Genomic DNA, 25960 nt, shown 5'->3' on the forward strand with positions numbered 1-25960 from the left:
AGACCTGCCCAGCCCTAGCGCCGGATCACCTCAAGCACACCGTCACGCACACGCCCCATGGTCTCCGAGTCCCTGGCCTCGACGTTCAGCCGCAGCAATTCCTCGGTGTTGGACGCACGGACGTTGAACCACCAGTCTCCTGATTCCGCGGTCACGGTCAGACCATCCAAATCATTCAGGAGGACTCCGTCCATGCCCTCGTAGGAGCCCTGAATGTCCGCGATGGACCTGGCCGTGTCCGCCACGGCCGAGTTGATTTCACCGCTAGAGGAATACGGTTCGTACTTTTGCGCCAAGCTGGAGAGAGTTCCGGGCTGCTCGCCGAGAGCTGCGAGGACGTGCATTGCGGCGAGCATGCCGGTATCCGCATTGTAGAAGTTGCGGAAGTAGTAGTGGGCGGAATGCTCGCCACCGAAAACTGCATGCTCTTCGGCCATGCGGGCCTTGATGAACGAGTGGCCCACACGTGTACGTACGGGCCGGCCACCGGCGGCTTGGATGAACTCTGGAACTGATTGCGAGGAAATCAGGTTGTGGATCACGGTGGGCTCCACTTCTCCGGCGCCTTGGGCCCTGGCGATCTCACGCACGGCGATCATGGAGGTGATGGCGGATGGCGTCACGGGTTGGCCGGTTTCGTCGACCACGAAGCAGCGGTCAGCGTCGCCGTCGAACGCCAGCCCAAGGTCGGCGCCGTGCACGACGACGGCCGCCTGCAGGTCGCGGAGGTTCTCTGGTTCCAAAGGGTTGGCCGGATGGTTCGGGAAGGTGCCGTCCAGCTGGAAGTACAGGGGGATGATCGTCAGCGGCAGGGCCTCCAGAAGTTGGCTGCCAAGCACCGCCGGAACGGTCATCCCGGCCATTCCGTTTCCGGCGTCCACCACCACCTTGAGTGGGCGGACGCCGGAAAGATCCACGAGGGACCGCAGCTTGCGTGAGTAGTCGCCAAGTACGTCCAGTGCAACCACGGTCCCCCGTGAGCCGGCTGCCGGAATTCCCTCAGCGAGGTAGCGCTCGGCGAGGTCCCGGATGTCGAACAGCCCTGAATCGGCGGAAACGGGGACGGCTCCGGCCTTAGCCATTTTGATCCCGTTGTACTGTGCCGGGTTGTGGCTGGCCGTAAAAATGGCGCCCGCCGAGTTGAGGGATCCACAGGCAAAGTAGAGCTCGTCGGTTGAAATCAAGCCGAGGTCGGACACATTGGCGCCGCGCGTGGAGGCACCGCGCGAAAATGCAGAGACAAACCCCGGAGATGACGGACGCATGTCACCGCCGCAGAGCACGGTCTTCCCGGCAAGGCCCAGGACGTCGACGAAAGCGGCACCGATGGCTTCGGCAACCTGGTCGGTCAATGATGTGCCGACGATGCCGCGGACATCGTAGGCCTTGAATGACGAAGAAAGATCCATGATTCAGCGAGCGCCGAAGTCGGTATCCGTGTACGAGCCGACGCGCCGCTCAGGGGTTTCGCTGCACCCGCAGTTGGTGTCGATCTCAACTCGGACTCCGCTCGGATCAACCGTGAGCGACACGGGTTCCCCGTTGGAGGTGGAAACTCGCAGGGTGCTTTCTTTGGAGGAGACGTCAAACATGATGGTCCTTTTCGTAGGGGGTATGGGGTTCAGCTGACGGCGTCGAGGACGCCGCGGACAATGGTGGCTGCCGCACCGAGATAGGCCAGCACGATCAGCAGGATCTGCGCGGCCCGCGCAGAGACGCGCTTGGAGGCGAGGTCGCCCAGGACGAGGCCCACCAGGCAGGCGACGGCGACTGCCACCCACATAGTTGCCGGGAGGACGGGAAACGATTCCGGTGCGGTGACCGCCTTGGAGGCGAGCGACAAGGAGCCGATGGTGAAAAAGTAGGGCTGCATGGTGGCTGCGAACGATTTGTGCTGCCACCGGGTTGCGATGGAGTACATGCTGACGGCTGGCCCTCCCACCCCGGCCGCGGTGTTCATGAAACCGCTGAGGCCTCCGGCGGTGAAGAGGTACCGGCGACGTTTAGGCAGGACCGCGGATTTCATCAACAGCAGGATTGTCAGCCCGACGGCGAGGATGACGCCGATCGAGATCTCCAGTACCGGAGGCGGCATGAACCGTATGAGGATGGCCGCGGGGACAATCCCCAGGAGGGCTGATGCGGCCAGTGCCAGGTACCGTTTCCAGTCGATATCCCGGGCTACCCGGAAGATGATGGCCCCGGCCGTCACGGCTCCGCAGACGTTGACCAGCACTACGCCCTCCACTGGACCGAGCAGCAGGACCAGGAAGGGAGCCGCCACGAGGGCGAATCCCATCCCTGTCACCCGTTGCATCCCGGCGCCCATCACGACGGCGCCCAGCACCAGCCCGGTGGTCAGCATCTAGGCTTTCCAGGCAACGTACTGGACCTCCTCGAATTCCTCGAGGCCCAGGCTGGATCCTTCCCGGCCCAGGCCGGACTGCTTGGCCCCGCCCATGGGCGCGAAGGCCACCGACGGAAGGGGATCATTGACGCCGACGATGCCGGCTTCCAGCTGCTCGGGAATGTCCCAGCCGCGCTTGGGGCTGTTGGTCCAGACGTAGGCTGCGAGGCCCATTTCCGTGGCATTCGCCTTGCGGATCGCTTCCTCTTCCGAAGCGAAAGTTACGACGCCAGCCGCCGGACCAAAGACTTCCTCGCTCACCAGAAGCGCGTCGTCGGGAACGTCCACGAGGAGCGTGGGTGCCATGAAGGATCCTTCGCCAGGAACCTCGGTGCGCTTGGTGACCCGTTGGGCGCCGCGGTTGAGGGCGTCGCCCACCAGGGCCTGGACAGCCGCCACGCGCTCGGCATCGATCACGGGACCAAGGTCCGGTACCGGTGTGCCGCCGTCGGGAACGCCGTGCCCAATTGTCATCGCATCAAACCGTGCGGCCAGCTTCCGGGCGAATTCGTCCGCGACGCTGTCCTGGACCAGGAAGCGGTTGGCGGCCACGCAGGATTGGCCGGTGTTGCGGAGCCTGCCAAGCACTGCGCCGTCGACGGCGGCATCGAGGTCGGCGTCTTCAAAGACGATAAACGGCGCGTTGCCGCCCAGCTCGAGCAGCGGCCTGACGACCCGCTCGGAGGCGGAGGCCATGATCTGTCGTCCGACGCCGGTGGATCCTGTGAAGCTGACCGCCCGAACGGCGGGGTGCTTGAGCAGGGCCCCGGTCACCTCCCGGGATGGTCCATGGACAAGGTTGACGACGCCGGCGGGGAACCCTGCGTCGTACAGGATTTCGAACAGGCCCGTCGCGGCAAGGGGTGCCTTCTCGGAGACCCGGCCCACCACGGTACAGCCGGCGGCGAGCATGGCCGCGAGTTTCCGGGCTTGGATGGACACCGGGAAGTTCCAGGGTGTGAGGCTCAGGGCGACGCCGATCGGCTTGCGGGAGCTGAGGTGGTGGCGTCCCCGGAGCTCAGGTGGGCTGACTGTCCCGGTGGTTCGCCGGGCTTCCTCCGCGAACCACCGGAGGTACTCCACGGAGAAGTCCACTTCGCCCTGTGCTTCGGGAAGCCGTTTGCCGGCTTCCAGTGCCAAGGTTTGGGCCAGTTCGTCGCGGCGTTCGGCCAAGAGACCGGCGGCGTTGTGGAGCAGGTCGGCCCGGGTTCGGGCGGTGGTCCGGGACCAGTTGCCGAACGCTTCGGCGGCCGCATCGGCGGCTTGGGTAGCGTGGTCCGCGCTGCCCCAGGCAACCTCACCCACAGTGGAACCGTTTCCGGGATCCGTGACGTCTTTGGAGGTTCCGGCTGAGTGCCAGGTTCCGTTGATCAGGTGTTGTGCAGATTTCAGGTTCATGCGTAGTGCCTTTCCGCTGGGTGGCGTGGTTATCCCTTGCTGGCGCCGGCAGTGATGCCTGCCACGAAGTAGCGCTGCAGGAAGATGTAGGCCACCACCACCGGCAGGGAAGCCAGGATGACTCCTGCGAACAGCAGCGGGTAGTTGGTCTGGAATTCGCCCTGGAAGCTGAGCAACGCCAAGGGCAGCGTGCGGTTTCCGGGGGACTGGATGAACAGGAGGGGATACAGCAGTTCGTTCCAATGGATGACGAAAAGGAAGATTGCTGCGGCCGCGATTGATGGTGCGGACAGCGGCAGTGCGATCGAGGCGTAGGTCTTCCACGGTCCGGTTCCGTCGATGGAGGAGGCTTCGTAGAGTTCCTTGGGCAGCGTCCGCATGAAGCCGCCAAGGATGAACACGGCGATGGGCAGTGTCGAGACCACGTTGGCCACGATCAGTCCCGCGAGGTTGTCCAGCAGTCCCAGCCGTCCGAAAAGTACGTAGAGCGGAACCATGTTGGCTTGGGCGGGAATGGCCATGCCCAGCACCAGGAAGCCGAAGATGGCCCAGGACACGAAGCCCCTGAGCCGCGACACGGCGTAACCGGCCAGGCTGGCAATAAAGAGCGTGACTGGTACGGAGATGGCGGTGACGACGACGCTGTTCCAGAAGGAGGAACCCAGGTCCTGGCCACCGATCACCTCGGCGTAGTTGGCGGGGGAAAGGGACTGCGGCAGGCTGAACGGACCCTCGAACAGTTCCTGCGTGGATTTGAAGCTTCCGAAACCAACAACGGTCAGCGGAATGATGATGATGAGCGCGTAGATACCGAGGATGGCGCGGCGGCTGATTGAAGCGAGCATGCTGTTATTCCCCCTTCGGGGTCAGCCGGAGCAACCGGCGCTGCAGCCAGGTGACCAGGGCGATCATCGCCATGAAGATGATCGACTGTGCGGCGGCGTAGCCGAACTCCGAGTTGGCAAAAGTGCTGTAGATGCGGGTGGAGAGGATGTCCAGAGAGCTCTTGGGCGGGTTGCCCGCGATACCAAGGATCAGGTCGAAAGCCTTGAACGACTGCACAGTGGTGTAAGCCACCACAATGGACGTTGCCGGGGCCACGAAAGGCCACGTGATGGACTTGAACTGCTGCCATTTGTTGGCGCCGTCCATTTCCGCTGCTTCGTAGAGTTCGCGCGGTATGGACTGCAGCCCGGCGATGTACACCACCATCATTTGTCCGGCGTGGAACCAGACCTGGGTCACGGCCACCCAGTAGAGCGCCTGGTTGTTATCTCCGAGGTAGGGCCCTTGGAGTCCTCCAAGTCCCACCGCACCCAGGGCCGAGTTGGCCAGGCCGAAGTTGGGATCGTAGATGAACTTCCAAATAAAGGCCACCGACACGGAGGACAGGATGGTGGGGAAGAAGAACAAGGCGCGGAGCAGGATGCTGCCGCGGGAGTTCTTGGTGAGGAGCAGGCCGAGCAGGAGCGAGAATGCGGTTTGGGCTATGACCACCAGCAACACGAACTTCAGGTTGTTGGTCAGCGCGTTGGTGAACAACGAGTCCTTGGTGAACGCCCGGATGAAATTGTCCACGCCCACGTAGTTGAACGCTGCCGAGAAGCCGTTCCAGTCGGTGACGGCATACTGGAAAGCCTGGAGGGTGGGCATCACCAGGAAGAAGGCGATGACCGCAACGGCGGGGAGCGGGAAAAGGTACAGCGCAGGATTTACGCGCGTAGGGGACCGGCGCTTCTTCGTGGCAGCTTCCGCGCTGCTTTCCGGTGCCTTTCGCTTCGCAGCCATTCCGGTGTGGGTGCTCATAGCCTTTCGTCCACAATCTTCTGGGCAGCTTCGGCCGCCTGTTCAGGGCTGGTACCGGAGATGACCGCCGTCGCGCTTGCCTCCACGGCATTGCGGACGTCCAGGTTCAGGAACTGGAAGCGGGCGGCCAGCGCCGTTTTCTTGTCCAGCCACGGGCTCAGCCGCTTGAGGTCCGCGTTGGTGTAGTCGACGTCCTTGACCGAGACGTGCTGGGCTGTCTGGTTGGCGTAGTACCCGGCGTTTTCCGGTTCGGACAGGAAATCGATCCAGGCTGCCGCCGCGGCCTGGTGCTTGCTGGCCGAGTTGACGCCGAGGATGAACGTGGCGTTGTAGACACCCTCATACTTGGCGTTGCCGTCGGTTGAAGTATTGGGGAAAACCAACTCGATCGGGAACTTCGCGCCCAGGTTCCGGACCGCCGCGAGGTGGTAGGAACCCGTGGCCAGCATGGCGGCCTTGCCTTGGGAGAACAGGTTCTGTGCCGGCTCCACCGCGGTGCCCGTGGCGTTGGACTGCAGGAACGGCGCCAGGTCCTTGTACTGGTTCAACATCCTGATGAACCAGTCGTCAGTGCACTTGAGCTTGCCCTGCTCGATTTGTGCACACATGTCGTCCACTGGGGCGTTGTTGGCGATCATGCAGTTGAAGAGCTGGCCACCGTTTCCCACATCGCCGCCGGGCCACGAGATGGGCGTGACACCGGAAGACGCCAGCTTCTCGCACATGGCCAGGAAGGCGTCCCAGTCCTTCGGTGCCAGCTCCGCGCCGGCTTTGTCGAAGAGCTCGGTGTTGGCCATCGGCATGGGGAACACCACTTGGTAGGGCAGGCCAAGTTGACTGTCGCCGGACTGCCCGGCTGTGAGCAGGCCTTTCTGGTAGTTGCCAACGGCCTTGCTGTTCTTCAGCTCGGTGTAGATTCCGGCCTCACCGAAGTTCTTGAACTGTGCACCCCGGAAGGTCGCAAACGCGTCGCCGATGGCCGCGCCCCGGACCTTCTGCAAACCCTGGGCGTTGTAGTCGTTGGAGGTCGAGATGTCCTGGACAACCTCCACGCCGCTGTTCTTTGCAACGAAGCGCTTGATGAGCTCGTCAAACACTGCCTTGTCTTCGCCACGCCAGTGGGCGAAGGACACCTTGCCAGTGATGTCACCGGTGGCCGGAGCAACCGGCCCGGTGGCGCCACCAGGGGCTGTGGAACCGCCGGGTCCTGCGCATGCCGCTGCAGTGGCACCGAGACCCAGGGCGCCGAGAACGGCCATGGCCTGCCTGCGTGAAATTTGATTCACAATATTCTCCTCATTGAGTGTTGCTGTGCCTGGTTGGAATGGGGCGTTGTTTGGAATGGGGCGCTTTCACGGCCGCTGGAAGGATCAGGCGGTGGTGCGTTGTGCCGCCACCACCTCGTCCACTACGGCGCAGAGCCGCTGCAGCCGACGGACAGCATCCGTGGACAGGGACGCCTCTACGTCGGTGGAGCCGATGCAGGACGCCCAAACGGCCCGTCCGGACAGGAACCCGCTGGCCCCTTCCAGGCACGCCCACCGCACGGCGTCGGGGAAGACGTCCTCCGGGACTCCGGACGAAAGGACCACCCATGGGCCGTCGATGGCTTTGGTCAGTTCGGCGCACGCTGCCCGGACCTCTGCTTCGGGGGCCTGGCCCTTGAACGGGACCTCGGCCTTGTAAAGGTCGGCCCCCAGGCCGCCGAGTTCCTTGGCTGCGGCCAGGATGCCGGCATTCCAATCGAAGTCGCCACCGGCCAGGGGCTTACGGGAGACGGGTTCGATGATGCTGATGAGCCCGGCGGACTTGCAGCTCTCTACGAACTCGCGGACCATTGCCACGCGGCCTTCGGCGGGCTCGTCCGGACGGTAGAGCACCAGAAGCTTAAGGGCCTTCGCGCCCAGCGCTGCGTACTTGGCGGGATCCACGAGCTTGTCGATGGTCACTTCGCCCACCAGCTCGTCGTGGGCAGATTCAAAGTGGTCTGCGGAGGCGATGAGCCCGCAGCCGGGCGCGACGACGTTCGCTTCAATGGCCTGGTCCAGTGCGAACTGGCGGTCGATGAGAACGCCGGATGCATACGGAGTGAGGATCCGGGCGGCCGCGAGCTTGAAGTCACGGAGGTCCTCGTCGGTGACGGGCTGGGCGGTGTGCTCGGCGAACATGTTCCGCATGGCTTCGCGCTGATCGACTGCGAGCATCGCGAACGCACCTGAAGGCCGCTGGAGGGGAGAAAGGTCGGTGGTGGTCATGGGCTGCTTCTTTCAGCTAGGCAGTGGGATTGATGGTCAAAACGGGGGTGATGGCCTGCCGGGGAATCATGGAGCGTCCGTCCAGACCTGCGCACGAAGCCGTGGCTGTGCGGCCGGCGAAGGCTGCTGCCTCCGCCAGGGGGAGTCCGGCTGCGACGGCGGCCAGGATAGCGCCGTGGTAGACATCGCCGGCACCAAGCGTCGATACGATCTCTGCCGCTGTTGCCGGTACGTGGAAGGGAACGCCGTCCCGCTCCAGGCCCCAGGCTCCCGCGGAACCTGCCGTGGCCACCACGGCGGAGGCACCGGCGTCGACGGCTTTTTGCACAAGGGCCCCAGGGGACAGGTGGTCACCGTACTCGGCCCGCAAGCGCTCGATCGTGGGAACGTACAGCGCCACACCTTCGGGGCTGAAGGAGGGGATGGGGTTTCCCGCATCCACGCTGATCCGCAGGCCCTGCAGATCGGCAATGGAATTCCATCCCAAGTGGTCCACATGGACCCAGTCCGCACTGCGCACCAGCTCATGGAAACGGCTGCCTGCGGGAAAGCGGACGGGAGGCACGGGCCGGGTGACGATCGCCCGGCTTTCGGTCGACCTGCTGACCACGATCACGCTGGCGCCCGTCTTCACCGCGGGGTTGCGGATGACGGCCGAGGTGTCCACGCCTTCCGCTTCGAGGCCGCTGATGATCCGGTCGCCTTCCTCGTCTTCACCTACGACGCCGGCAAAGGCCGCCTTTGCTCCGGCACGGGCTGCCGCGACTGCCGCCGTGGCGGCCGGGCCACCGCCTGCAGTGGCAAAATCTGCGGCTACGGTGCGGCTGTCGGCACCGGGATACTCCTGCACCAGGGCGATGGAGTCCAAAGTGGCACACCCGACGAAGAGAAGGGTTCCGGATGACGGTTGGGGCACGATCCACCTCGTTGTAGTTGGGCTGGTTTGAAAAAATATACACACGCTATGTGTGAAAAACAACACATTCTGTATAGTGATGTTTGGGATGCAACGTCGATCCCCCACTCAACGCAGAGAAACGGAGCAGCTCATGGCATTGCCCTCTGAGGAAACAGCCCAGACCATTCGCTACGGCCTCATCGGCGCCGGCCACATGGCCCGCGAACATGTGCGAAACCTTGCTTTGATCCCAGGAAGCCGCATCACAGCGGTCTCCGATCCCACGCCCTCCTCCCTCGAGGAGACCTCTCGCGAAATTGGCTATGAGGTGAAGACGTTCTCCTCGCACCAGGACCTGCTGGCATCGGGGCTGGTGGACGCCCTCGTGATCGCGAGCCCGAACGATACACATTTGGGAATCCTGAAGGACATCTTCGCCAGCGGCACCAACCTGCCGGTCCTGGTGGAGAAGCCGGTGTGCACCAGTGCGGAGCAGGCCGACGAACTGGAAGTGCTGGCCGGTTCGTACCCCGCCCCCGTATGGGTTGCCATGGAGTACCGCTACATGCCGCCGGTGCAGGAAATCATCCAGGCCGCGCATGGTGGCAAGCTCGGAAACATCCACATGCTCTCGATCGTCGAACACCGCTTCCCGTTCCTGCACAAGGTGGACGCCTGGAACCGGTTCGCCGAGCGCACCGGCGGCACCCTGGTGGAAAAGTGCTGCCACTTCTTCGACCTGATGCGCCTGATCCTGCAGGACGAGCCCACCCGCGTCTACGCCAGTGGCGGGCACGACGTCAACCACCTGGACGAGTCCTACGACGGACGCACACCGGACATGGTGGACAACGCCTATGTGATCGTCGATTTCAAGGGCGGCCGCCGGGCCATGCTCGAACTGTCCATGTTCGCCGAGGGATCCAAGTTCCAGGAGCGCATCTCGATCGTGGGGGACGCAGCCAAGATCGAGACCCTCATCCCGGTGGCTGCGAACCACTGGATCGAAGGCGACGAAACCGAAGCAACCGTCGAGTTCAGTCCGCGCTCGCCGCTGGGTCCGGAAAAGCATGACGTTCCAGTGGACGAGGCAGTCCTTGCCGCAGGGGCGCACCACGGTTCCACCTACTACGAGCACTTGGGCTACCGAAAGGCCATACTGGGTGAGGGGCCTGTGGATGTGACAGTGGCGGATGGCCTTCAATCAGTCAGGATGGGCCTTGCAGCCGAGCAGTCCATTGTGGAAGGACGCGCCATTGAACTCCAGGCGCCGATGGTTGGCGCCCGGAGATAAGTAGGATTGTGTTGGAATTGCAACACAATGCGACACCTTAGGTCGTCCAGGGGCATGACAGGAAAGGGGAAGCCATGAGCATCGCACGGGAAGAGGCGCCGCTGACGCCGCGTCAGCGCACCATTCTGGACGAGCTCGGCCGGCGGGGGTTCCTTTCCACGGCGGACCTGGCCGGGACTTTCGACGTCTCGGACATGACAGTCCGCCGCGACACCCGGGCGCTGTCCAAGCTGGGACTGGTCAAGGTGGTCCATGGTGGGGTCAGTGCGGTTGAGGGACATGGACAAAACGCTGACTTCGCGGCACGTGCCCGTGAGGATGCCGATGCGAAGCAGCGGGTTGCCAAGGCCTGCGTGGATATGGTGGCCGAACGTGACGCCATCATCCTTGATGCAGGAACCACGACGTACCAGATCGCCCAGGAACTGCCGGCGTCCTTCATGGGCACGATCATCACCCATTCGGCGCCAGCCATTCAGCGGTGCCTGCAACTGACGTCCGCACGGACCATTTGCCTGGGCGGCGAACTCTTGCTGGACAGCCAGGCGTTCAACGGTCCCATGACAGTCAGTGCCGCCCAGGGCCTGCGCGCCAAGACCGCCTTCATTGGAGTCAGCGGGATCCACGATGAAGCGTTCTACATTGAACGTGATGTTGAACGGGCCACGAAGCTCGCCCTCATGGCATCGGCCGAGCAGGTGGTAGTGGTCGCTACGCACCAGAAAATGCTGCGGTATGCGCTGGCCAAACTGGCGGTGTTTGATGCGGTCGATGTTCTGGTGACGGACGCGCCGCCGCCGCGGGAGATTGAGGCCGCGTTGAAGGCTGCCGATGTGAAACTCATCGTGGCGGCCTGACCGCATTACGCGGTCCTGCCTGCCTGCCGGAGCGGCTCGTTCCTGACCCGCCCTGGCGATTGACCGGCGTCGGGCATCCTTACGTCCGGATTGACGACGGCGGAACCCGCCGCTGCACGGCGCGTCGTCAACCTTGGCGCAGCCTTGAAATCTAAATGTCTGAATTCAAACTCTCTTTGGTGGAATTTCACCAAAAGGAGTTAAGATCGCAACAGGCCCCTTTGGCGGCCCCATAATCATTGAGGAGAAGCACATGACGTGGCTGAACAGCGCCGCTCACGCACGTTGGCTCGAAGCAGAAACGGACCGGCTCATCAACTTCGCGGCCGGTTCAAAGGTCGCCACAGGATTCGGTTGGCTCGACAACTACGGCAAGGTGGACCCGGGCATGCCGACCCACCTGTGGATCACTGCGCGAATGGTCCACAGTTTCGCGGTGGCAGCGTTGATGGGACGGCCCGGTGCGGCATCCATGGTGGACCACGGCATAGCCGCGCTTAACGGAGTTTTCCGTGACACTGAGCATGGCGGCTGGTACGCCGAGGTGGACCAGAACGGGCCCGTGAACGACGCAAAGTCCGGGTACCAGCATTCGTTCGTACTTCTTGCAGCGGCCAGCGCCGTCGCGGCCCGCCGGCCGGGCGCGCAGGAGTTGCTCGAGGAAGCCTTGCACATAGCCGACTCCAAATTCTGGGACCACGAAGCCAACATGTGCTTTGACTCCTGGAACCGCGACTTCACGGAAACCGAGGCCTACCGTGGCGGCAACGCCAGCATGCACTCCGTGGAGGCTTACCTCATTGTTGCTGACGTGACCGGCGACAACCGCTGGATCGAACGCGCACTCCACATCGCCGAAGTGCTTATTCATCACTTCGCGCGCAACAACAACTACCGGGTTTTTGAGCACTTCGACTCGGAATGGAATCCGATTCCGGAGTACAACACGGACGACCGCGCAAGCCAGTTCCGTGCTTACGGCGGAACGCCCGGACACTGGGTGGAATGGGCGCGCTTGCTCTTGCACCTCCGGGCCGGCCTCGAGGCCCGGGGCTTGGAGGCGCCGTCCTGGCTGACGGAGGACGCCCGGGGCCTGTTCGACGCCGCCATCCGCGATGCCTGGCAGCCGGATGGCCATCCCGGCTTCGTGTACTCCGTGGACTGGGAGGGGAAGCCCGTTGTCACGTCCCGCATCCGGTGGGTGCCGGTGGAAGCGATCGGCGGTGCAGCGGCGCTGTACATGGCCACTGGAGACCAGAGCTACGCAGACTGGTACGAACGGATCTGGGACCACGCACGCGACTGGTTCATCGACTACGAGCATGGCTCCTGGAAGCAGGAACTGGACGAGCAAGGCAACGTGGCTTCGACTGTGTGGTCGGGCAAGGCAGACGTCTACCACTTGTGGCACTGCCTCGTTGTTCCACGGCTCCCGCTGGCGCCCGGTCTGGCTCCGGCACTTGCGGCCGGGTTGCTCGACTCGCGCCTCCACTGAACTGCTGCGTCAACCCCGAGCACTTGACATCAATGCGGGGAAGGCGGACCGGGGGCGCATTTGACTTGCCCCTGCTACGGGACGGCCTGCGCGGCAGAGCCAGGGTGCCAGAATTTTTCTGGCGCCCTGGCCGTCGTTCGCTGTTGTCGAAGCCGCCGGCCAGTAGACAGCATCCCGTGGGTGACCCGCGCTCCCTTATATTCTGGCTGTGGGCCCGTGTTGGAATCCCGGGGCTCCCATCGAAGCGAACGGAGGGCCTTGGTGTTGTTTGACGCGTTGGAGCGGCAGATCGTCGCCGCCCTGCAACTCGATCCGCGCTGCCCGTGGCGCAAGATGGCCGCGGTGCTGGGCGAAGCTGAGCGAACAGTTGCACGCCGAGGATCCCAGTTGCTGGATTCCGGTGCGGTGGCTGTTGTCGGGATTCGACCCAGGCCCGCTGTAGTGCTTGTGCAGATGCGATGCATGCCTGGAACGGTCCGTGCCGCCGCGCAGGCCTTGTCGCAGCGCAATGACACGACCTTCGTCTATACCACCACGGGAACCGGCGACTGCGTGGCCGAGATCCTCACCGAACCGTCCCGTATGGGCACCGTCCTGTCCGATGAGTTGCCGTCCACTATCGGTTTACGTGATTCCACCAGCTATCCCGTCCTTCGGTACTTCCGCACCATCCGAGGTTGGCGGCCTGAGATCCTCACCGCTGACCGGGTAGAGGCATTCCGTTCAGCGCTGACCCCCGATTCGGGCGTCCTGGTTCCGCAGCAGGAGCTCAACCGTCAGGACAACGAGCTCGTCGATGCGCTGTGTGCCGATGGCCGAATGAGTTTTGAAGCGCTGGGGCGCCGGGTTGGTGTTTCCGAGGCTACGGCGCGCCGGCGCAGCGAATGGCTGCTGACCAACAACCAGGTCCACCTGCGGGCGATCGTTGAGCCAGCCGCTTTCGGTCTCGGTGTCGAGGCCCTGCTGTGGATCCGGGCGTCGCCGCACCAGGTCGAGCCGGTGGGCAAGAGCCTCGCGGAGCTCCCCACCGTCCGCTATGCTGCGGCAATTGCCGGCGACTACCAGATCATGGCCGACGTCACTGTGGAGGACATGTCGTCCCTCTATCGCTTCATCACCGATTCGGAATGGGCCCGGAACGCCGCTGGCGTGGACGTTTCCATCCTGCTCGATGCCCGCAAGCGCGGTGGTCGGCTCATGCGCTCACCGTCGTAAGCCGTGCCGGTTCTGCTGTGAACACAGGGGCGACGGCGGCGTACCCGGTCTGCTGCTCGAAGGCGCGGCCCCAGCGGAGCAGTTGCATATCGGAGTAGTGGTTGCCGGCCAGCTGCAGTCCAATCGGCAGTCCTGCCTTGCTGAAGCCAGCGGGTACGCTGAGCACGGGCAGCCCGGTGGCGGACAGCAGGCAAGCCGAGCGCATCCAGTCGAGGTACGTTTCCGATTCCACGCCGGCCACCGAGGCCGGGTAACGCAGGGCTGCATCAAAAGGCAGTACTTGGGCGCACGGGCTGGCGAAGAGGTCGTAACGGCCAAAAAAGTCCTGCACACTCCGTTCCAAACGGGTCCTGGCTGCTGCGGTCTCGATCAAGTCTTGTGCAGTCAGGCCGAGGCCCTTGTTGACGTTCCAATGGACCTCCGGCTTGATGACATCACCGGAACGCTCAAGGATTGGACCAAGGCCGGCAGCGAAATCCATGGCACGGGTGTTGCCGAAGACGAGGTCGGCCTCGCCGAAGTCTGGCGTTGCTTCCTCCACGACCGCCCCCAGGTCTTCGAACACTGACAATTGCCGTTCCAGGTGCTCAAGGATCTCCGGTTCCACCGGCACTCCAATCCCGAAATCCCTGGACCAGCCGATCCGCACACCCCGCATGTCCGTTTCCAACGAATCGCGGAAAACCTGCGGATGCAGGGCCGCCGGATAGGGAACCCGGGGATCGCTGCCCGCGGTGACGGACATGAACAAAGCGATATCCTCGACGCTGCGGGCCATAGGCCCTGTCCTTCCCAACCACGCATAGGCGTTCACGTCGGACGGCATGGGGATCACCGCCGTCGACGGCCGGAAGCCCACCACGTTGCAGAACGAAGCCGGGATCCGGAGCGAGCCGCCCATGTCGCTGCCGTCGCCGATCGCCTGGATCCGGGAAGCGACGACGGCGGCCACCCCGCCGCTGCTCCCGCCGGCGCTCAGGGTGGGCGCGTACGGGTTGGTGGTGGTTCCGAAGAGCTCGTTGAACGTATGCGAGCCGGCTCCGAACTCGGGAACGTTGGACTTGCCGGTGCTGACGACGCCCGCCGACTTGAGCCGCGCAATGATGAGGTCGTCGGCGTCGGGCACGAAGTCACGCAACGCCAGCGAGCCTTGGGTGGTGTGCATGCCGGCAGTGTTGTTGGTGTCTTTATGGGTCATGGGAAGGCCGTGCAGGGGCGGCAGTTCCGCCCCGGAAGCCGTCAACTGATCGGCTTTGAGGGCCAGGGCACGTGCGCCTTCGGCATCCAACGTCACCACGGCGTTGATCACTGGATTCACGTCCGAAATCCGCTGGAGATGGTCATCCAGGGCTTCGCGCGCCGAGATTTCCTTGCTGCGGACTGCGGCGGTGAGTTCGACGGCGGACAACTCGCCAATGGTGCTGGACATGGTGCTCCTTTGCTGGATATTCGCTTGCTGAAAGTGTGCCGGGTCACATCGGACCCCCGGAAGGGTGCGCTACCCAAGCGGTGCCGTTTGACTGTTTCGGCCAGAAATTTGGCGGATTCCGTCAGCTATTGTGTGTGATCCGGCTCATAGCGGAAGGTATTGCTAACCCACTGGCCGATCCGGTCGATGGGCTGGTTTCGCCCCCAATGCAACGCGACCGCACAACGTGGTTCGGAAGTGAAGATGCAGCGGGGCTTTCACCCGGAGGTTTCCCCATGCACCAACCCCTGGCATTTCAACCGCTCACAAGCCAACCGCTCGCATCCGGCGGCTCCAGCGACATCCTGGCCGTCGCCAACACCCCCGTCCTGTGGGTCTGTGTAGCAGGCGTGTTCGGTGTCATCATCATCCAGTCCATCATCTTCATGAAGGCAGCCCGCCGCGCCGCACCGTCTGTGGAGATGAGCAGCCAGGACATCCGGACGTCGTTCCGATCCGGGGCGGTTTCGGCAATCGGTCCTTCTCTCGCTGTCTCCCTCGTAGCCATCGCCCTCCTTGGCCTGTTCGGCGCCCCGGCGGTCCTCTCCAGGATCGGCCTCATCGGCTCGGCAGCTTATGACGTCTCGGCCGCGGGCATCGCAGCCGGCTCCATGGGGGCCAAACTCGGCGACGCAAGCTACACCCAAAGCGTCTTCGCGGTGGCCTTCTTCGCCATGAGCATCGGCGGAGCCATGTGGATGCTGGCCACCCTGATCCTCACTCCAATCCTCCGCAAGGGTGACGCCAAGATCCGCTCGGTGAATCCGGCCGCCATGGCGATTGTCCCGGCAGCCGCATTGATCGGTGCGTTCTCCTGCCTTGGCCTGACCGAACTTCCCAAGTCCGGCATCCACGTCCTTTCCTTCGTAGTCTCTGCCGCCGTCATGGGGCTTTGCCTGCTGCTGGCCAAGCGGCTCGGCAAGAGCTGGTTGCGCGAATGGGGCCTGGGCTTCTCGATCGTCATCGGCCTCGGTGCCGCTTTCCTGGCCGCCGCCCCCGGACTGGCCGCCTGAGAGACCGTCAGGGACACGAAAGGAACAACATCATGACCTCCACCCTCACCACCTCAGCCACCACGAATGCCATGGCGGACTTCAACCGGACCACGTCCCGCTGGGGGCAGATCACCATGATCGCCGGACTCCTCATCTCAGTGGCCGGTCCCTTGTACCTGGTCTTCGCCGGTGGCTTGGACATCGCGCCGGCCCAGCTCTGGATCGCCTTTGCCGCGGTCGCTGCAACATTCGGCATCATCTGGATCGTGGAGCCGCTGACCTACTTCCCGATCCTCGGACCCGCAGCCATGTACCAGGCCTTCATGATCGGCAATATTTCCAACAAGCTCCTGCCCGCGGCGTTGATTGCCCAAACCAACATCGGCGCAAAGCCGGGAAGCAAGCGGGCCGAGCTGGCCGCCGTCGTTGCCATCTGCGGAGCCGCAGTGGTGCACCTGGTTTCGCTCGCCATCTTCGTCGGCCTCCTGGGCAGCTGGCTTATCAGCGTCATTCCGCCGTCGGTGCTGACCGTTACCCGGCTGTACGTCCTGCCCACCGTCCTCGGCGCGGTGCTGGTCCAGGCCATCGTCTCCATGAAGCAGCCCCGCACCACCGTGTTCGCACTGGTGGTGTCCGCCGTCGTCGTCTTCGTGGTGCTGCCCCTGGTGCCGTCGCTTGCCATGGTGTCCACCGCGATCGCCGTGCTGGGGACCATCCTGCTGGCGTGGTTTTTCCGCGGAAAGCAGGTTGCGGCCGCCACACCGATCCACATCGAGTAGCCACCGCCGCCGCCCCCACCGTCAGCACGCAGCAGAAAGAAGAAGACCATGACCCAAACAGCCACTGTCCTCCAGCTCGATACCGAACAGACCACGGCGCTCCACGAGCTCTACCGCAAGCTCCACGCACACCCCGAACTTTCCATGCAGGAGCACGCCACGGCTGGCCTTATCGAGGAACAGCTGGACCGGCTCGGGGTGGACCACTTCCGCTGCGGCGGGACAGGGGTGGTCGGCATCCTGCGCAACGGTGAGGGGCCAATGGTCGCATTCCGCGCAGACACGGATGGGCTGCCCATCGAAGAGGCCACCGGCCTGGACTATGCCAGCACGGACACGGGAATCCTGGACGGTTCCGAGGTTCCGGTGATGCATGGCTGCGGGCACGATACACACGTGGCCAGCTTGCTCGGGGCCACGGAGATCCTTGCCGGAAACCGGGACACGTGGAGCGGGACCTTGGTGTTGATTTTCCAGCCCGGTGAAGAAACGGCCGCCGGGGCGCTCGCCATGCTGGAGGACGGGCTCTGGGACAGGGCTCCCCGCCCGGAGGTGGTCTTCGGGCAGCACGTCATGCCGCGGCCCGTCGGCACAGTATCGATTTCCAGCGGTCCGGTGGCAGCCATGGCCGACTCCCTCCGCGTGACAGTCCACGGACAGCAGTCGCACGGTTCCCAGCCCCAGGATTCCATCGATCCCATCGTCATGGCAGCCCACATGGTCACCCGGCTGCAGACGATCGTGTCCCGCGAGCTGGATCCCCGGAAGTCCGCCGTCGTCACGATCGGAACCTTCCACGCCGGGCTGAAGGAAAACATCATCCCCGCTTCCGCGGAGTTCACCCTCAATATCCGCACCTTCGACGAAGAGGTCCGCGGCCAGGTCCTGGCCGCGGTCCGACGGATCATCGAGGCCGAAGCGGCTGCCTCCGGAGCGCCGACCCCGAAGATCGAGGAGCTGTACCGCTTCCCGCAGTGCTACAACGACCCCGACGCCGTACCTTCCGTTCTGGAGGCACTGCGCGGTGCGTTGGGGGACGGGTCTGTCGAGGTTACCCCGCCGATGATGGGCAGCGAAGACTTCGGACACTTGGGTACGGCCATCGGCGTCCCGTCCGTGTTTTGGATGTTCGGCGGCACGCCCAGCGCTGTGTTTGACGGCCCGGGACCAGTCCCGGTCAACCATTCGCCCTTCTTCGCCCCCGAGCTTGAAGGTTCCCTGGCCGGGGGAGTCTCTGCCGCCGTCGCCGTCCTCCTGTCCCGCTTGGGCAACTGAGCTGCTAGGAGCCTCCCATGACTTCAGCATTGACCGAACCGGCACCCGCGCTTCAGGAGACCGGAGGCCCGCTGTCCGGCAGGCTCGTGGTGGACCTCAGCCGCGCGCTCGCAGGCCCCCACGCTGCCATGATGATGGGTGATCTCGGCGCGAGGGTCATCAAAATCGAAAATCCTGGCACGGGGGATGACACCCGCGGGTGGGGTCCGCCTTTCGTCGGCCCCGAGGACGATCCTCAGGCCACCTACTTCCTCTCCTGCAACCGCAACAAGGAGTCCCTGGCACTGGACCTCAAGAGCGACGACGGCCGGACAGTCCTGCGCCAACTCCTCGAACGAGCCGACGTGGTGGTGGAGAACTTCCGGCCTGGCGTTCTTGAACGGCTTGGTTTCAGTACCGACGCCATGCATGCCATCAACCCGCGCCTGGTGATCCTGTCCATCACCGGTTTCGGCCACGACGGACCGGAGTCCCATCGCAGCGGCTACGACCAGATTCTCCAGGGCGAAGCCGGGCTCATGTCGCTCACCGGCTCCGGCCCGGACGACCCGCAGCGCGTCGGGGTTCCCATCGCCGACCTCCTGTCCGGCATGTATGGAGCCTACGGTGTGGTTGCGGCATTGCTGGAACGCGAACGGACGGGGCAAGGGCAAGTGGTCCGGACGTCCCTCTTGGCTTCGCTCGTGGGGGTCCATGCCTTCCAAGGAACCAAGGTGACGGTCGCGGGGGAGTCGCCCGAAGCCCAGGGCAACCACCACCCCTCCATCGCGCCGTACGGGCTCTTCCGTTGCCGGGGCGGGAGCGTGCAGATCAGCGTCGGCAGCGAGAAGCTGTGGGCGGCCTTCACCTCCGCCTTTAGCCTCGACCCGGCAGCCGACGGCCTTGCCACCAACGCTGACCGGGTGCGGAACCGCGCACACGTGATCGACGTCGTTGAAGCAGCGTTTGCCGGCTACGACGCCGAACCGCTGTTGGCGAAGCTCGCCGCCGCGGGGATTCCCGCCGGGAAGGTGCGCTCCTTGAAAGAGGTCTACGAGTGGCCGCAACTGGCTTCCCAAGGCTTGCTGGTGGAGGTGGACCACCCGGTCCTTGGACCTGTCACCCTTCCCGGACCTCCGCTGCGCTTCTTCGACAACGTTTCGGGGGCGGAAGCCACCCGGCGGGCCCATTCTGCGCCTCCGGTGCTTAACCAGCACGACGAGGAGATCCGCGGCTGGCTCGAAGCAGGGGAGGAAGCCAGATGACCGCCACCGCTACCCGGCGGCGCCTCGGCGCGCGCGAACTGCTGGAGACAATGCTCGACGCCGGGACTTTCGTTTCGTGGGATGCTCCCGTTCGCGGGGTCGACGGCTTCCCCTCCGTCCCTGAAGGGTACGCCGCCGAGCTGGCTGCCGCCGCCGACAAGTCCGGCAGCGACGAGTCGATCCTCACCGGGGAAGGCCGGATACGGAACCATAGGGTCGCCGTCGTGGTTTCCGACTTCGCATTCCTGGCCGGTTCGATCGGGCGGGATGCGGCACATCGTCTGGTGGCCGCCGTCGAACGCGCCACCAAACAGGGTTTGCCACTCATCGCCATGCCCGCCTCAGGCGGAACGCGGATGCAGGAAGGCACGTCCGCCTTCCTGGCCATGGTGGAAATTGTTGCCGCGGTCCAGGCACACCGTGCGGCGGGGCTGCCATACCTGGTGTACCTCCGGCACCCGACCACGGGTGGAGTCATGGCCTCGTGGGGTTCGCTGGGACACGTGACCGTTGCCGAACCGGGAGCCCTGCTCGGGTTCCTGGGACCCCGGGTCTATTCCGCCCTCCACGGCGACGAGTTTCCGGCCGGAGTCCAGACTGCCGAGAACCTCTTCGACCATGGGCTGGTTGATGCCGTCGTGCCTCCCGAGGGGTTGGGTGACTACTTCGGTCGGGTGCTGGACCTGTTGCTTTCCCCGGGACGTGGCCCTGCGGTGGCCCCTCCGGTCGTGGCTCCGTCCGTTGTGCCGCAAGCCTGGGATTCCGTGGTGCGCTGCCGCGACCCACGACGGCCATCCACGGAGGAGCTGTTGCGGCGGGCGTCCGGGAACACCGTGCTGCTGCGCGGTGCCGGGGACGGAGCCAAGGAACACGGCATGCTGGTGGCCCTTGCCCGCTTTGGTCGGGTCTCATGCGTCGTGGTAGGGCATGCATCCGGTCAGTCCATGGGGCCGGCATCCCTGCGGGACGCCCGGCGCGGGATGCGGCTGGCGCAGGAACTCGGGCTTCCGCTGGTGACCGTCATTGACACTCCGGGAGCAGCGCTCTCCAAGGACGCCGAAGAAGGTGGGCTGGCAGCTGAAATCGCCCGCTCGCTCTACGACCTCCTGGCCTTGGCGACTCCCACGCTCTCGGTATTGCTGGGGCAGGGAACCGGCGGGGGAGCACTGGCACTCCTTCCCGCCGACCGCACCGTCGCCGCCCAGCACGCCTGGCTGGCCCCGCTCCCACCGGAAGGCGCGTCGGCGATCGTCCACCGGACAACGTCGCAGGCTCCCGCGCTCGCCGAGAGCCAAGGCATCACCGCCGCCGTGCTGGCAGGCCGGGGAATAGTGGACGTGGTGGTGGAGGAACTGCCCGACGCCGCGAAGGAACCCGGTGACTTCTGCCGCCGGCTCGGTGCGGTGATCGCCGTCGAACTCGAAGGGCTGCTGCTTACGGGTGCTGCGGGACTGCAGGCCCGCCGGGCAAAGTACCGCGCCTTGGTTTCCTGACTACTCCCGTTGCGAGGCCCGCTCTGCGCGCTTTGGCGTGATCTTGGGGCGCAGAGCGGGCCTCACAACAGGGCTGCAGTGCGTCGTCAGGCGCTGGTCGCGTCCTGGACTTCACCGACCAGCTCTTCGATGATGTCCTCGAGGAACAACATGCCGGTAGTGACACCCTCGGCGTTGAAGACGCGGGCGACGTGCGAACCGCTGCGGCGCATGGAAGCCAATGCGTCCTCCAGTTCACTTCCCACGTACACCGAGGCGAGTTGGCGGATCCGCTTCTCAGGTACGGGCCGGTTGAATTTCTCCGGCGTCGTCAGGTCCATGACGTCCTTCAAGTGAAGGTACCCCGATGGCTCCCCGTTCGCGTCAGTGAGGATGTACCGGGAGTAGCCGTGCTCCGCGACCGTCCGCTGGATGTCGGCCGGTGTCGACGTGGCAGGTAGAAGCACCATCCGGGCGATCGGCACTTCGACGTCGCCCACGGTCTTGGCCGTGAATTCGAAGGCCGCGGTCAATGTGCCACTGGTGTCATTGAGCGTGCCCACGCGCGTGGACTGCTCAACGATGTTGGCCACTTCGTCCAGTGTGTAGGCGCTGGTGGCCTCGTCCTTGGGTTCCACCCGGAAGAGGCGGAGCACAGAGTTGGCGATCCCGTTCAGGGTCCAGATCACCGGCTTGAAGATCTTGGCCACGAGGACCAGCGGGGGAGCGAGGATCAGGGCTGCCCGGGTCGGGACGGAGAAGGAGATGTTCTTCGGGACCATCTCGCCCACGACCACGTGCAGGAACGTCACCAGCAGCAAAGCCACCACGAACGCGATGATGCCAATGGCTTCTGCCGGGAGTGACGTCAGGCCAAGCGGAATCTCCAGCAGGTGATGAATGGCAGGTTCGGAGACGTTAAGGATCACCAGGGAACACACGGTGATGCCCAGCTGACTCGTGGCCAGCATGAGGGTGGCGTGCTCCATGGCCCACAGTGTCGTCTTGGCGGCCTTGCTGCCAGCCTCGGCCTTGGGCTCGATCTGCGAACGACGGGCCGAGATCACAGCGAACTCGGCGCCAACGAAGAAGGCGTTGACTACCAGCAGGATGACCAGCCAGATAATGCCTGGAAGGTACTCACTCATGGCCGAGCTCCTCGGAAATCTTGTCAACGATCTGGTCGTGGGTGCTGGTTGTTTCCGCGTCGGGACCCGGCGTGAAGCGGATGCGTCCCAACTGGGCTCCTGCTACGCGTTCCACGCGAAGGACACCCCCGGAGATGGCAACTTCGTCGCCGAGCTCCGGCACACGGTCCAACTGGTCGGACATGAAACCGGCGACGGTGTCGTATTCCTCGCCTTCCGGAACCACGATCCCCGTGCGGTCCAGCAGTTCATCGGGTCGCAATGAGGCATCAAAGGTGATGGAGCGGCCAACGCGGACCACGCCGGCGCGGGCACGGTCGTGTTCGTCTTCAAGTTCGCCCACGATTTCTTCCACCAGGTCTTCAAGGGTGACGATCCCCGCAGTTCCGCCGTGTTCGTCCGAGACGATGGCCACCTGCAGGCCCTGCTTCCGCAGAAGAACCAGCAAAGAGTCGACGTCCTTGGATTCAGGAACGTACAGCGGTTGGGTCATCAATTCCGTGGCGGTCACTGCTTCACGCCGTTCCAGGGGCACAGCGAAGGCCTGCTTCACGTGCAGCACACCCAGCACCTCGTCCCGGTCCCGGCCAATCACCGGGAACCGCGAGAATCCGGTAGCTGATGCGAGGGCAACGATTTCGGCCGCCGTGTCATCAGCATCCACGGCAACCATCCGGACACGCGGAGTCATGACGTCACCAGCGGTGTGCTCGGAGAAGCGCAGGGTCCTGTTCAGCAGTTCGGCGTGGTCCTGGTCCAGCAGGCCTTCAGTCGCGGAACGGCGTACCAGCGATGACAGTTCTTCTGCCGAGCGGGCGCCGGAGAGCTCCTCCTTCGGTTCGATGCCGAAGGAACGGATGATCTTGTTGGCAGTGTTGTTGAACAGCAGGATCGCCGGCTTGAAAACAGCTGTGAACAGAGCCTGGAAGGGGACTACCACCTTGGCAGTTGCCAACGGAAGGGCCAGCGCGAAGTTCTTGGGAACCAGCTCGCCGATCACCATGGAGAACACGGTTGCCACGAAAATACCCACGACGGCTCCGACTCCGGGAACCAAAGCTGCGGGCAGTCCCAAAGACTGCAGGGGTGCACTGAGCATGCTGCTGATGGCAGGCTCAAAGGTGTACCCGGTAAGCAGGGTGGTCAAAGTGATACCCAGCTGCGCGCCGGAGAGGTGCGTGGAGGTAATTTTGAGGGCCTTGATGGTTGGCCCCAGCCGCTTTTCGCCGCGGGCTTGGCGGACCTCGAGTTCAGCGCGGTCCAGGTTGACCAGTGCGAATTCCGAAGCAACAAAGAATCCAGTGCCGACAGTGAGGACAAGGCCTATGCCGAGCATGATCCACTCATACATTCGGGCGCCCCTCTCCCGTGGAAACCGGCAATCCGGTCAGTGAGCAGAGGGGCCTGGGCATATGTGAAGGAGGGTCATCCATAGTGTGGGCCAGTCTACCGGGTGACCGTCCGCCGTCGGACGCTTGTGCGCCGCAGGCGGAAACCGGAACCCGCTGGAGGGCCGGATCGTTGAAGGTCCCGGTGGCGTGATGCGCAGGCGTCTGACCAAAAAACGAGAACCCCCGGAAATCCGAAGATCTCCAGGGGGTTTGTCCCGAGCTTCCTATCAGAATCGAACTGATGACCTTTTCATTACGAGTGAAAACCAACAGGCAGTAATTCCAAGGGATTCAGCCGGGTTGGGTGTCGAAAAAGTGACGACCCTACTTCCAGTTCATCGCTTCCAAGGCTCGATTCAGACGCTCGGCGCTGTCGTGGAGATCGTGATCAAAGAGTCCAGCGTACGTATCTAAGGTCATCGTAGCAGTGGCGTGACCGGCGATGCGTTGAACCACTTTGACGTTGGCCCCGGAGCTGATGGCCAAGCTGACAGCCGTGTGGCGGAGATCGTGGAACGTTGGACGGGGAAAGTCAGGATCCTCCGCGCGGAGGCGTGCGATGGCGGGGGAGTAGTGGCGTTTAGTCCACGTACTGTCTCGGAGCGCCGATCCTCGCCCGCCGCTGAAAACTCGGGTTCCTACCGAGCCGGAACCCGCTGTGGCAGCAAGTCGCTCGGCCACAACCTTCGGCAACGGCACGACCCTGTTTTCCCCGCTCTTTGTAGGACCCAAAACGAGCTTTCCACCGATCTCGGAGTAGGCCCTGCTGATGGTCAAGCTGGGTTTTGCGCCGAGATGGAGATCTCCGTACGTGAGCGCAGTGATTTCGCCCCATCGGAGGCCACATGTTCCCGCAACCATGACCATCAGTTCAAAGCCTTTGCACGCTGCAGCGAGGGATGCGAGCTGAGGCATCGTCAGGTAGACGTGCTGTCGCTGTTTGACGCGGGCAGGTACATAGTCCATTTGGCCGAGAGCATCCTTGGCGGGGTTGGCCGCCAGCAGGCGCCGCTTAACGGCGTGGCCCATGAGCCGACCGAAGTGCAGTGCAACCTCGCGCCTGGTGGTGGGTCCAGCAGGCTTCCCATCCTGCCCGTTTAGGCCGACTACCCATGCCGCAACATCGTCATAGTGAACCTTGCTGATAGGGGTGGTGCCCCAGCGAGGGCTCACGTAGTTCTCATAACAACGTCTGTAATTGTCTACCGTCTTGGGGCTGGCGGGTTTTCGTCCTCTTGCGCCCACCGTCGAGATCCGGTGAATCCAGTCCTGGTAGAGGCCGTCAACGGTGAGCTTGGACGCTGCCTTCGGGTCGATGTAGGTCCCGCTGCGGATCGAGCGCAGCATCGCCTGCCAGTGGTCATGGGCTTCGCGCTTGGTGTCAAAGTTTTTTCGGTGCCGACGTCCGTCTGGGGTGGTCCAGTCTGCCTGCCAGCGTTTTTTGCCGCTGGAGAGCTTAGTGACGGCCATCAGGGTTGTCCTTGCCTGCGCGCATCCTCATCCAGAGTTCGTTTGACCGTTTGAGATAGGACGGAGCTATCCGCGAGTTGCGGCCACGCCCTTCGAGAATCCCCTTGGCACGGGCTCGACGCAGCCTCGCCGACCATGTGTCCGCGCTCTCGCCGGTCCACTCAGCAAGTCGTTTAATGGGTTCCACGGAACAGGAGCCAAGGGCAACGTAGGCGCATGACACATGGACGTAGTCGGCTTCCGAATTGACGCGGGCCGGTAGCGGCGTTATTTCATCCTTTAGGGCGGCAACCGACAGTTGCTCGTGCCGGTCGCGCATGAGCGCACGCGCATGCGCCATGGGGATGGAACGCAACAATGACGTGGTGATTCCATTTAGCGCGGAGGCATGTTGGGAATGTGGGTCAGAGGCAACCTTGATGCCGAAGTCCTCCGAGTCAAACTGGATCGTCAACTGATGGGGCTCACGAAAGCTGCCAAGTTTGTAGTCGACAACCCAGCCAATCTCAACCAGGAAGTCGTCCACCCGGTACCTGCCGACAAGTCGCTTGAATGGCAGGCCGTCGAGCCGGCAGTATTCTTCGTCTGGCCCTGTGCGCTTACCGAGGTATTTTACGTTGGGGCCTAGGGACGGAAGCGACGGCGATTTCATGCCCAAACGATAGCACAGCCTGTTTGCCAAGTCAGCTGTATTTATGTTTCACCCTTTCTTCGTTAGCTAGGCCATTAGGGTGATCTATATCACCGCAGACCGCCACTGAATGTGGTCAAGGTCTTCAGAAATGCGCACAGCTTGCTTGGTGATTGAGCTGTGCTTTGACGAAGGAGATGCACATATGAGCAGTTCTGCCGTGGCAGCTTCGGGATCGCCCATGCCGGGCGAACCCTTGCCCGCTTCGCCCTACATGACCCGCAAGCAGGTCGCCGCCTACCTGAACGTCACCGAGAAATGGTTGGCGGAGTACAAGGCATCCGGTCCCCGTTTCTACAAGTTCGGCTCTCGGTGTCGCTACCTGCGCGACGACGTCCTGAACTGGGCCCGCCAGCAGCGGGCTACGCGGCATTAGCGACCACAACTAGCGCCAGTGGGCGG

The 25960-nt window shown here is 63.7% G+C and carries 24 protein-coding genes; 10 read left to right on the forward strand and 14 right to left on the reverse strand.

The window, feature by feature from the left end:
* Positions 1–14: 14 nt before the first annotated feature.
* The 9 genes from N5P29_RS03870 to N5P29_RS03910 all read right to left on the reverse strand — a co-directional run bounded on the left by N5P29_RS03870 (position 15) and on the right by N5P29_RS03910 (position 8782).
* Positions 15–1409 carry a phosphomannomutase/phosphoglucomutase gene (locus tag N5P29_RS03870; protein WP_262277348.1) on the reverse strand — a complete coding sequence of 465 codons (1395 nt, stop codon included), beginning with the start codon at positions 1407–1409 and terminating at the stop codon, positions 15–17.
* 3 nt (positions 1410–1412) lie between these two features.
* Positions 1413–1592, reverse strand: coding sequence for a hypothetical protein (locus N5P29_RS03875; RefSeq protein WP_262277349.1), 180 nt, complete (start codon positions 1590–1592; stop codon positions 1413–1415).
* A gap of 29 nt (positions 1593–1621) precedes the next feature.
* Entirely contained in the window at positions 1622–2365 is a 744-nt protein-coding gene (locus tag N5P29_RS03880) for a sulfite exporter TauE/SafE family protein (RefSeq protein WP_262277350.1), read from the reverse strand.
* Positions 2366–3805 carry an NAD-dependent succinate-semialdehyde dehydrogenase gene (locus N5P29_RS03885; protein ID WP_262277351.1) on the reverse strand — a complete coding sequence of 480 codons (1440 nt, stop codon included), beginning with the start codon at positions 3803–3805 and terminating at the stop codon, positions 2366–2368.
* A gap of 29 nt (positions 3806–3834) precedes the next feature.
* Positions 3835–4650, reverse strand: a complete 816-nt coding sequence (locus tag N5P29_RS03890) for a carbohydrate ABC transporter permease (RefSeq protein WP_262277352.1) — start codon at positions 4648–4650, stop codon at positions 3835–3837.
* 4 nt (positions 4651–4654) lie between these two features.
* Positions 4655–5611: a carbohydrate ABC transporter permease gene (locus tag N5P29_RS03895; RefSeq protein WP_262277353.1), complete on the reverse strand. Its 957-nt coding sequence runs from the start codon at positions 5609–5611 to the stop codon at positions 4655–4657.
* Positions 5608–6897, reverse strand: coding sequence for an ABC transporter substrate-binding protein (locus tag N5P29_RS03900; protein ID WP_262277354.1), 1290 nt, complete (start codon positions 6895–6897; stop codon positions 5608–5610). The genes N5P29_RS03895 and N5P29_RS03900 overlap by 4 nt, the downstream gene beginning before the upstream one ends.
* A gap of 84 nt (positions 6898–6981) precedes the next feature.
* Positions 6982–7866: an aldolase gene (locus N5P29_RS03905; protein WP_262277355.1), complete on the reverse strand. Its 885-nt coding sequence runs from the start codon at positions 7864–7866 to the stop codon at positions 6982–6984.
* A 16-nt stretch (positions 7867–7882) separates the two neighbouring features.
* Positions 7883–8782 (reverse strand): carbohydrate kinase family protein, encoded by a 900-nt coding sequence (locus N5P29_RS03910; protein WP_262277356.1) that lies wholly within the window; start codon positions 8780–8782, stop codon positions 7883–7885.
* Between the two features lie 133 nt (positions 8783–8915).
* On the opposite strand from N5P29_RS03910, the gene N5P29_RS03915 reads away from it, so the two are divergent.
* The 4 genes from N5P29_RS03915 to N5P29_RS03930 all read left to right on the forward strand — a co-directional run bounded on the left by N5P29_RS03915 (position 8916) and on the right by N5P29_RS03930 (position 13625).
* Positions 8916–10058 carry a Gfo/Idh/MocA family protein gene (locus N5P29_RS03915; RefSeq protein WP_262277357.1) on the forward strand — a complete coding sequence of 381 codons (1143 nt, stop codon included), beginning with the start codon at positions 8916–8918 and terminating at the stop codon, positions 10056–10058.
* Between the two features lie 74 nt (positions 10059–10132).
* Positions 10133–10915, forward strand: coding sequence for a DeoR/GlpR family DNA-binding transcription regulator (locus N5P29_RS03920; protein ID WP_262277358.1), 783 nt, complete (start codon positions 10133–10135; stop codon positions 10913–10915).
* 253 nt (positions 10916–11168) lie between these two features.
* A complete protein-coding gene (locus N5P29_RS03925) occupies positions 11169–12410 on the forward strand; it encodes an AGE family epimerase/isomerase (protein ID WP_262277359.1) in 1242 nt (413 codons plus the stop codon).
* A gap of 261 nt (positions 12411–12671) precedes the next feature.
* Positions 12672–13625: an Lrp/AsnC family transcriptional regulator gene (locus N5P29_RS03930; RefSeq protein ID WP_262277360.1), complete on the forward strand. Its 954-nt coding sequence runs from the start codon at positions 12672–12674 to the stop codon at positions 13623–13625.
* Here N5P29_RS03930 and N5P29_RS03935 read toward each other — a convergent pair.
* Entirely contained in the window at positions 13606–15054 is a 1449-nt protein-coding gene (locus tag N5P29_RS03935) for an amidase (RefSeq protein WP_262277361.1), read from the reverse strand. The two genes, N5P29_RS03930 and N5P29_RS03935, sit on opposite strands and share 20 nt — an antisense overlap.
* Positions 15055–15329: 275 nt before the next feature.
* On the opposite strand from N5P29_RS03935, the gene N5P29_RS03940 reads away from it, so the two are divergent.
* From N5P29_RS03940 to N5P29_RS03960, 5 genes are read left to right on the forward strand one after another with little or no spacing between them, the layout of a single operon-like run.
* Entirely contained in the window at positions 15330–16106 is a 777-nt protein-coding gene (locus N5P29_RS03940) for a DUF5058 family protein (protein ID WP_262277362.1), read from the forward strand.
* A 32-nt stretch (positions 16107–16138) separates the two neighbouring features.
* Positions 16139–16867: a hypothetical protein gene (locus tag N5P29_RS03945; protein WP_018777911.1), complete on the forward strand. Its 729-nt coding sequence runs from the start codon at positions 16139–16141 to the stop codon at positions 16865–16867.
* Between the two features lie 48 nt (positions 16868–16915).
* Positions 16916–18142: an amidohydrolase gene (locus N5P29_RS03950; RefSeq protein ID WP_262277363.1), complete on the forward strand. Its 1227-nt coding sequence runs from the start codon at positions 16916–16918 to the stop codon at positions 18140–18142.
* Between the two features lie 17 nt (positions 18143–18159).
* Positions 18160–19386 carry a CaiB/BaiF CoA transferase family protein gene (locus N5P29_RS03955; protein ID WP_262277364.1) on the forward strand — a complete coding sequence of 409 codons (1227 nt, stop codon included), beginning with the start codon at positions 18160–18162 and terminating at the stop codon, positions 19384–19386.
* Positions 19383–20879, forward strand: a complete 1497-nt coding sequence (locus N5P29_RS03960) for a carboxyl transferase domain-containing protein (protein ID WP_262277365.1) — start codon at positions 19383–19385, stop codon at positions 20877–20879. The genes N5P29_RS03955 and N5P29_RS03960 overlap by 4 nt, the downstream gene beginning before the upstream one ends.
* An 86-nt stretch (positions 20880–20965) precedes the next feature.
* Here N5P29_RS03960 and N5P29_RS03965 read toward each other — a convergent pair whose 3' ends face one another.
* The 4 genes from N5P29_RS03965 to N5P29_RS03980 all read right to left on the reverse strand — a co-directional run bounded on the left by N5P29_RS03965 (position 20966) and on the right by N5P29_RS03980 (position 25519).
* Positions 20966–22006, reverse strand: coding sequence for a hemolysin family protein (locus N5P29_RS03965; RefSeq protein WP_262277366.1), 1041 nt, complete (start codon positions 22004–22006; stop codon positions 20966–20968).
* Complete coding sequence (locus N5P29_RS03970) at positions 21999–23357, reverse strand: hemolysin family protein (protein ID WP_262277367.1); 1359 nt, start codon at positions 23355–23357, stop codon at positions 21999–22001. Before N5P29_RS03970 ends, N5P29_RS03965 begins: the two co-directional genes overlap by 8 nt.
* Before the next feature lie 364 nt (positions 23358–23721).
* Positions 23722–24867: a tyrosine-type recombinase/integrase gene (locus N5P29_RS03975; RefSeq protein WP_262277368.1), complete on the reverse strand. Its 1146-nt coding sequence runs from the start codon at positions 24865–24867 to the stop codon at positions 23722–23724.
* Positions 24854–25519, reverse strand: coding sequence for a hypothetical protein (locus N5P29_RS03980; RefSeq protein ID WP_262277369.1), 666 nt, complete (start codon positions 25517–25519; stop codon positions 24854–24856). The genes N5P29_RS03975 and N5P29_RS03980 overlap by 14 nt, the downstream gene beginning before the upstream one ends.
* 184 nt (positions 25520–25703) lie before the next feature.
* On the opposite strand from N5P29_RS03980, the gene N5P29_RS03985 reads away from it, so the two are divergent.
* Positions 25704–25934, forward strand: coding sequence for a helix-turn-helix transcriptional regulator (locus N5P29_RS03985; RefSeq protein ID WP_262277370.1), 231 nt, complete (start codon positions 25704–25706; stop codon positions 25932–25934).
* The last annotated feature ends 26 nt before the right edge of the window (positions 25935–25960 follow it).

The organism is Paenarthrobacter sp. JL.01a (genome assembly GCF_025452095.1).
GTDB lineage: Bacteria > Actinomycetota > Actinomycetes > Actinomycetales > Micrococcaceae > Arthrobacter.

Excerpts from the sequence above, each read along its gene's own strand:
- N5P29_RS03870 (WP_262277348.1), bottom strand. The coding sequence starts at position 1,409 with ATGGATCTTTCTTCGTCATTCAAGGCCTACGATGTCCGCGGCATCGTC.
- N5P29_RS03875 (WP_262277349.1), bottom strand. The coding sequence starts at position 1,592 with ATGTTTGACGTCTCCTCCAAAGAAAGCACCCTGCGAGTTTCCACCTCC.
- N5P29_RS03880 (WP_262277350.1), bottom strand. The coding sequence starts at position 2,365 with ATGCTGACCACCGGGCTGGTGCTGGGCGCCGTCGTGATGGGCGCCGGG.
- N5P29_RS03885 (WP_262277351.1), bottom strand. The coding sequence starts at position 3,805 with ATGAACCTGAAATCTGCACAACACCTGATCAACGGAACCTGGCACTCA.
- N5P29_RS03890 (WP_262277352.1), bottom strand. The coding sequence starts at position 4,650 with ATGCTCGCTTCAATCAGCCGCCGCGCCATCCTCGGTATCTACGCGCTC.
- N5P29_RS03895 (WP_262277353.1), bottom strand. The coding sequence starts at position 5,611 with ATGAGCACCCACACCGGAATGGCTGCGAAGCGAAAGGCACCGGAAAGC.
- N5P29_RS03905 (WP_262277355.1), bottom strand. The coding sequence starts at position 7,866 with ATGACCACCACCGACCTTTCTCCCCTCCAGCGGCCTTCAGGTGCGTTC.
- N5P29_RS03915 (WP_262277357.1), top strand. The coding sequence starts at position 8,916 with ATGGCATTGCCCTCTGAGGAAACAGCCCAGACCATTCGCTACGGCCTC.
- N5P29_RS03920 (WP_262277358.1), top strand. The coding sequence starts at position 10,133 with ATGAGCATCGCACGGGAAGAGGCGCCGCTGACGCCGCGTCAGCGCACC.
- N5P29_RS03925 (WP_262277359.1), top strand. The coding sequence starts at position 11,169 with ATGACGTGGCTGAACAGCGCCGCTCACGCACGTTGGCTCGAAGCAGAA.
- N5P29_RS03935 (WP_262277361.1), bottom strand. The coding sequence starts at position 15,054 with ATGTCCAGCACCATTGGCGAGTTGTCCGCCGTCGAACTCACCGCCGCA.
- N5P29_RS03940 (WP_262277362.1), top strand. The coding sequence starts at position 15,330 with ATGCACCAACCCCTGGCATTTCAACCGCTCACAAGCCAACCGCTCGCA.
- N5P29_RS03945 (WP_018777911.1), top strand. The coding sequence starts at position 16,139 with ATGACCTCCACCCTCACCACCTCAGCCACCACGAATGCCATGGCGGAC.
- N5P29_RS03950 (WP_262277363.1), top strand. The coding sequence starts at position 16,916 with ATGACCCAAACAGCCACTGTCCTCCAGCTCGATACCGAACAGACCACG.
- N5P29_RS03955 (WP_262277364.1), top strand. The coding sequence starts at position 18,160 with ATGACTTCAGCATTGACCGAACCGGCACCCGCGCTTCAGGAGACCGGA.
- N5P29_RS03960 (WP_262277365.1), top strand. The coding sequence starts at position 19,383 with ATGACCGCCACCGCTACCCGGCGGCGCCTCGGCGCGCGCGAACTGCTG.
- N5P29_RS03965 (WP_262277366.1), bottom strand. The coding sequence starts at position 22,006 with ATGAGTGAGTACCTTCCAGGCATTATCTGGCTGGTCATCCTGCTGGTA.
- N5P29_RS03970 (WP_262277367.1), bottom strand. The coding sequence starts at position 23,357 with ATGTATGAGTGGATCATGCTCGGCATAGGCCTTGTCCTCACTGTCGGC.
- N5P29_RS03975 (WP_262277368.1), bottom strand. The coding sequence starts at position 24,867 with ATGGCCGTCACTAAGCTCTCCAGCGGCAAAAAACGCTGGCAGGCAGAC.
- N5P29_RS03980 (WP_262277369.1), bottom strand. The coding sequence starts at position 25,519 with ATGAAATCGCCGTCGCTTCCGTCCCTAGGCCCCAACGTAAAATACCTC.
- N5P29_RS03985 (WP_262277370.1), top strand. The coding sequence starts at position 25,704 with ATGAGCAGTTCTGCCGTGGCAGCTTCGGGATCGCCCATGCCGGGCGAA.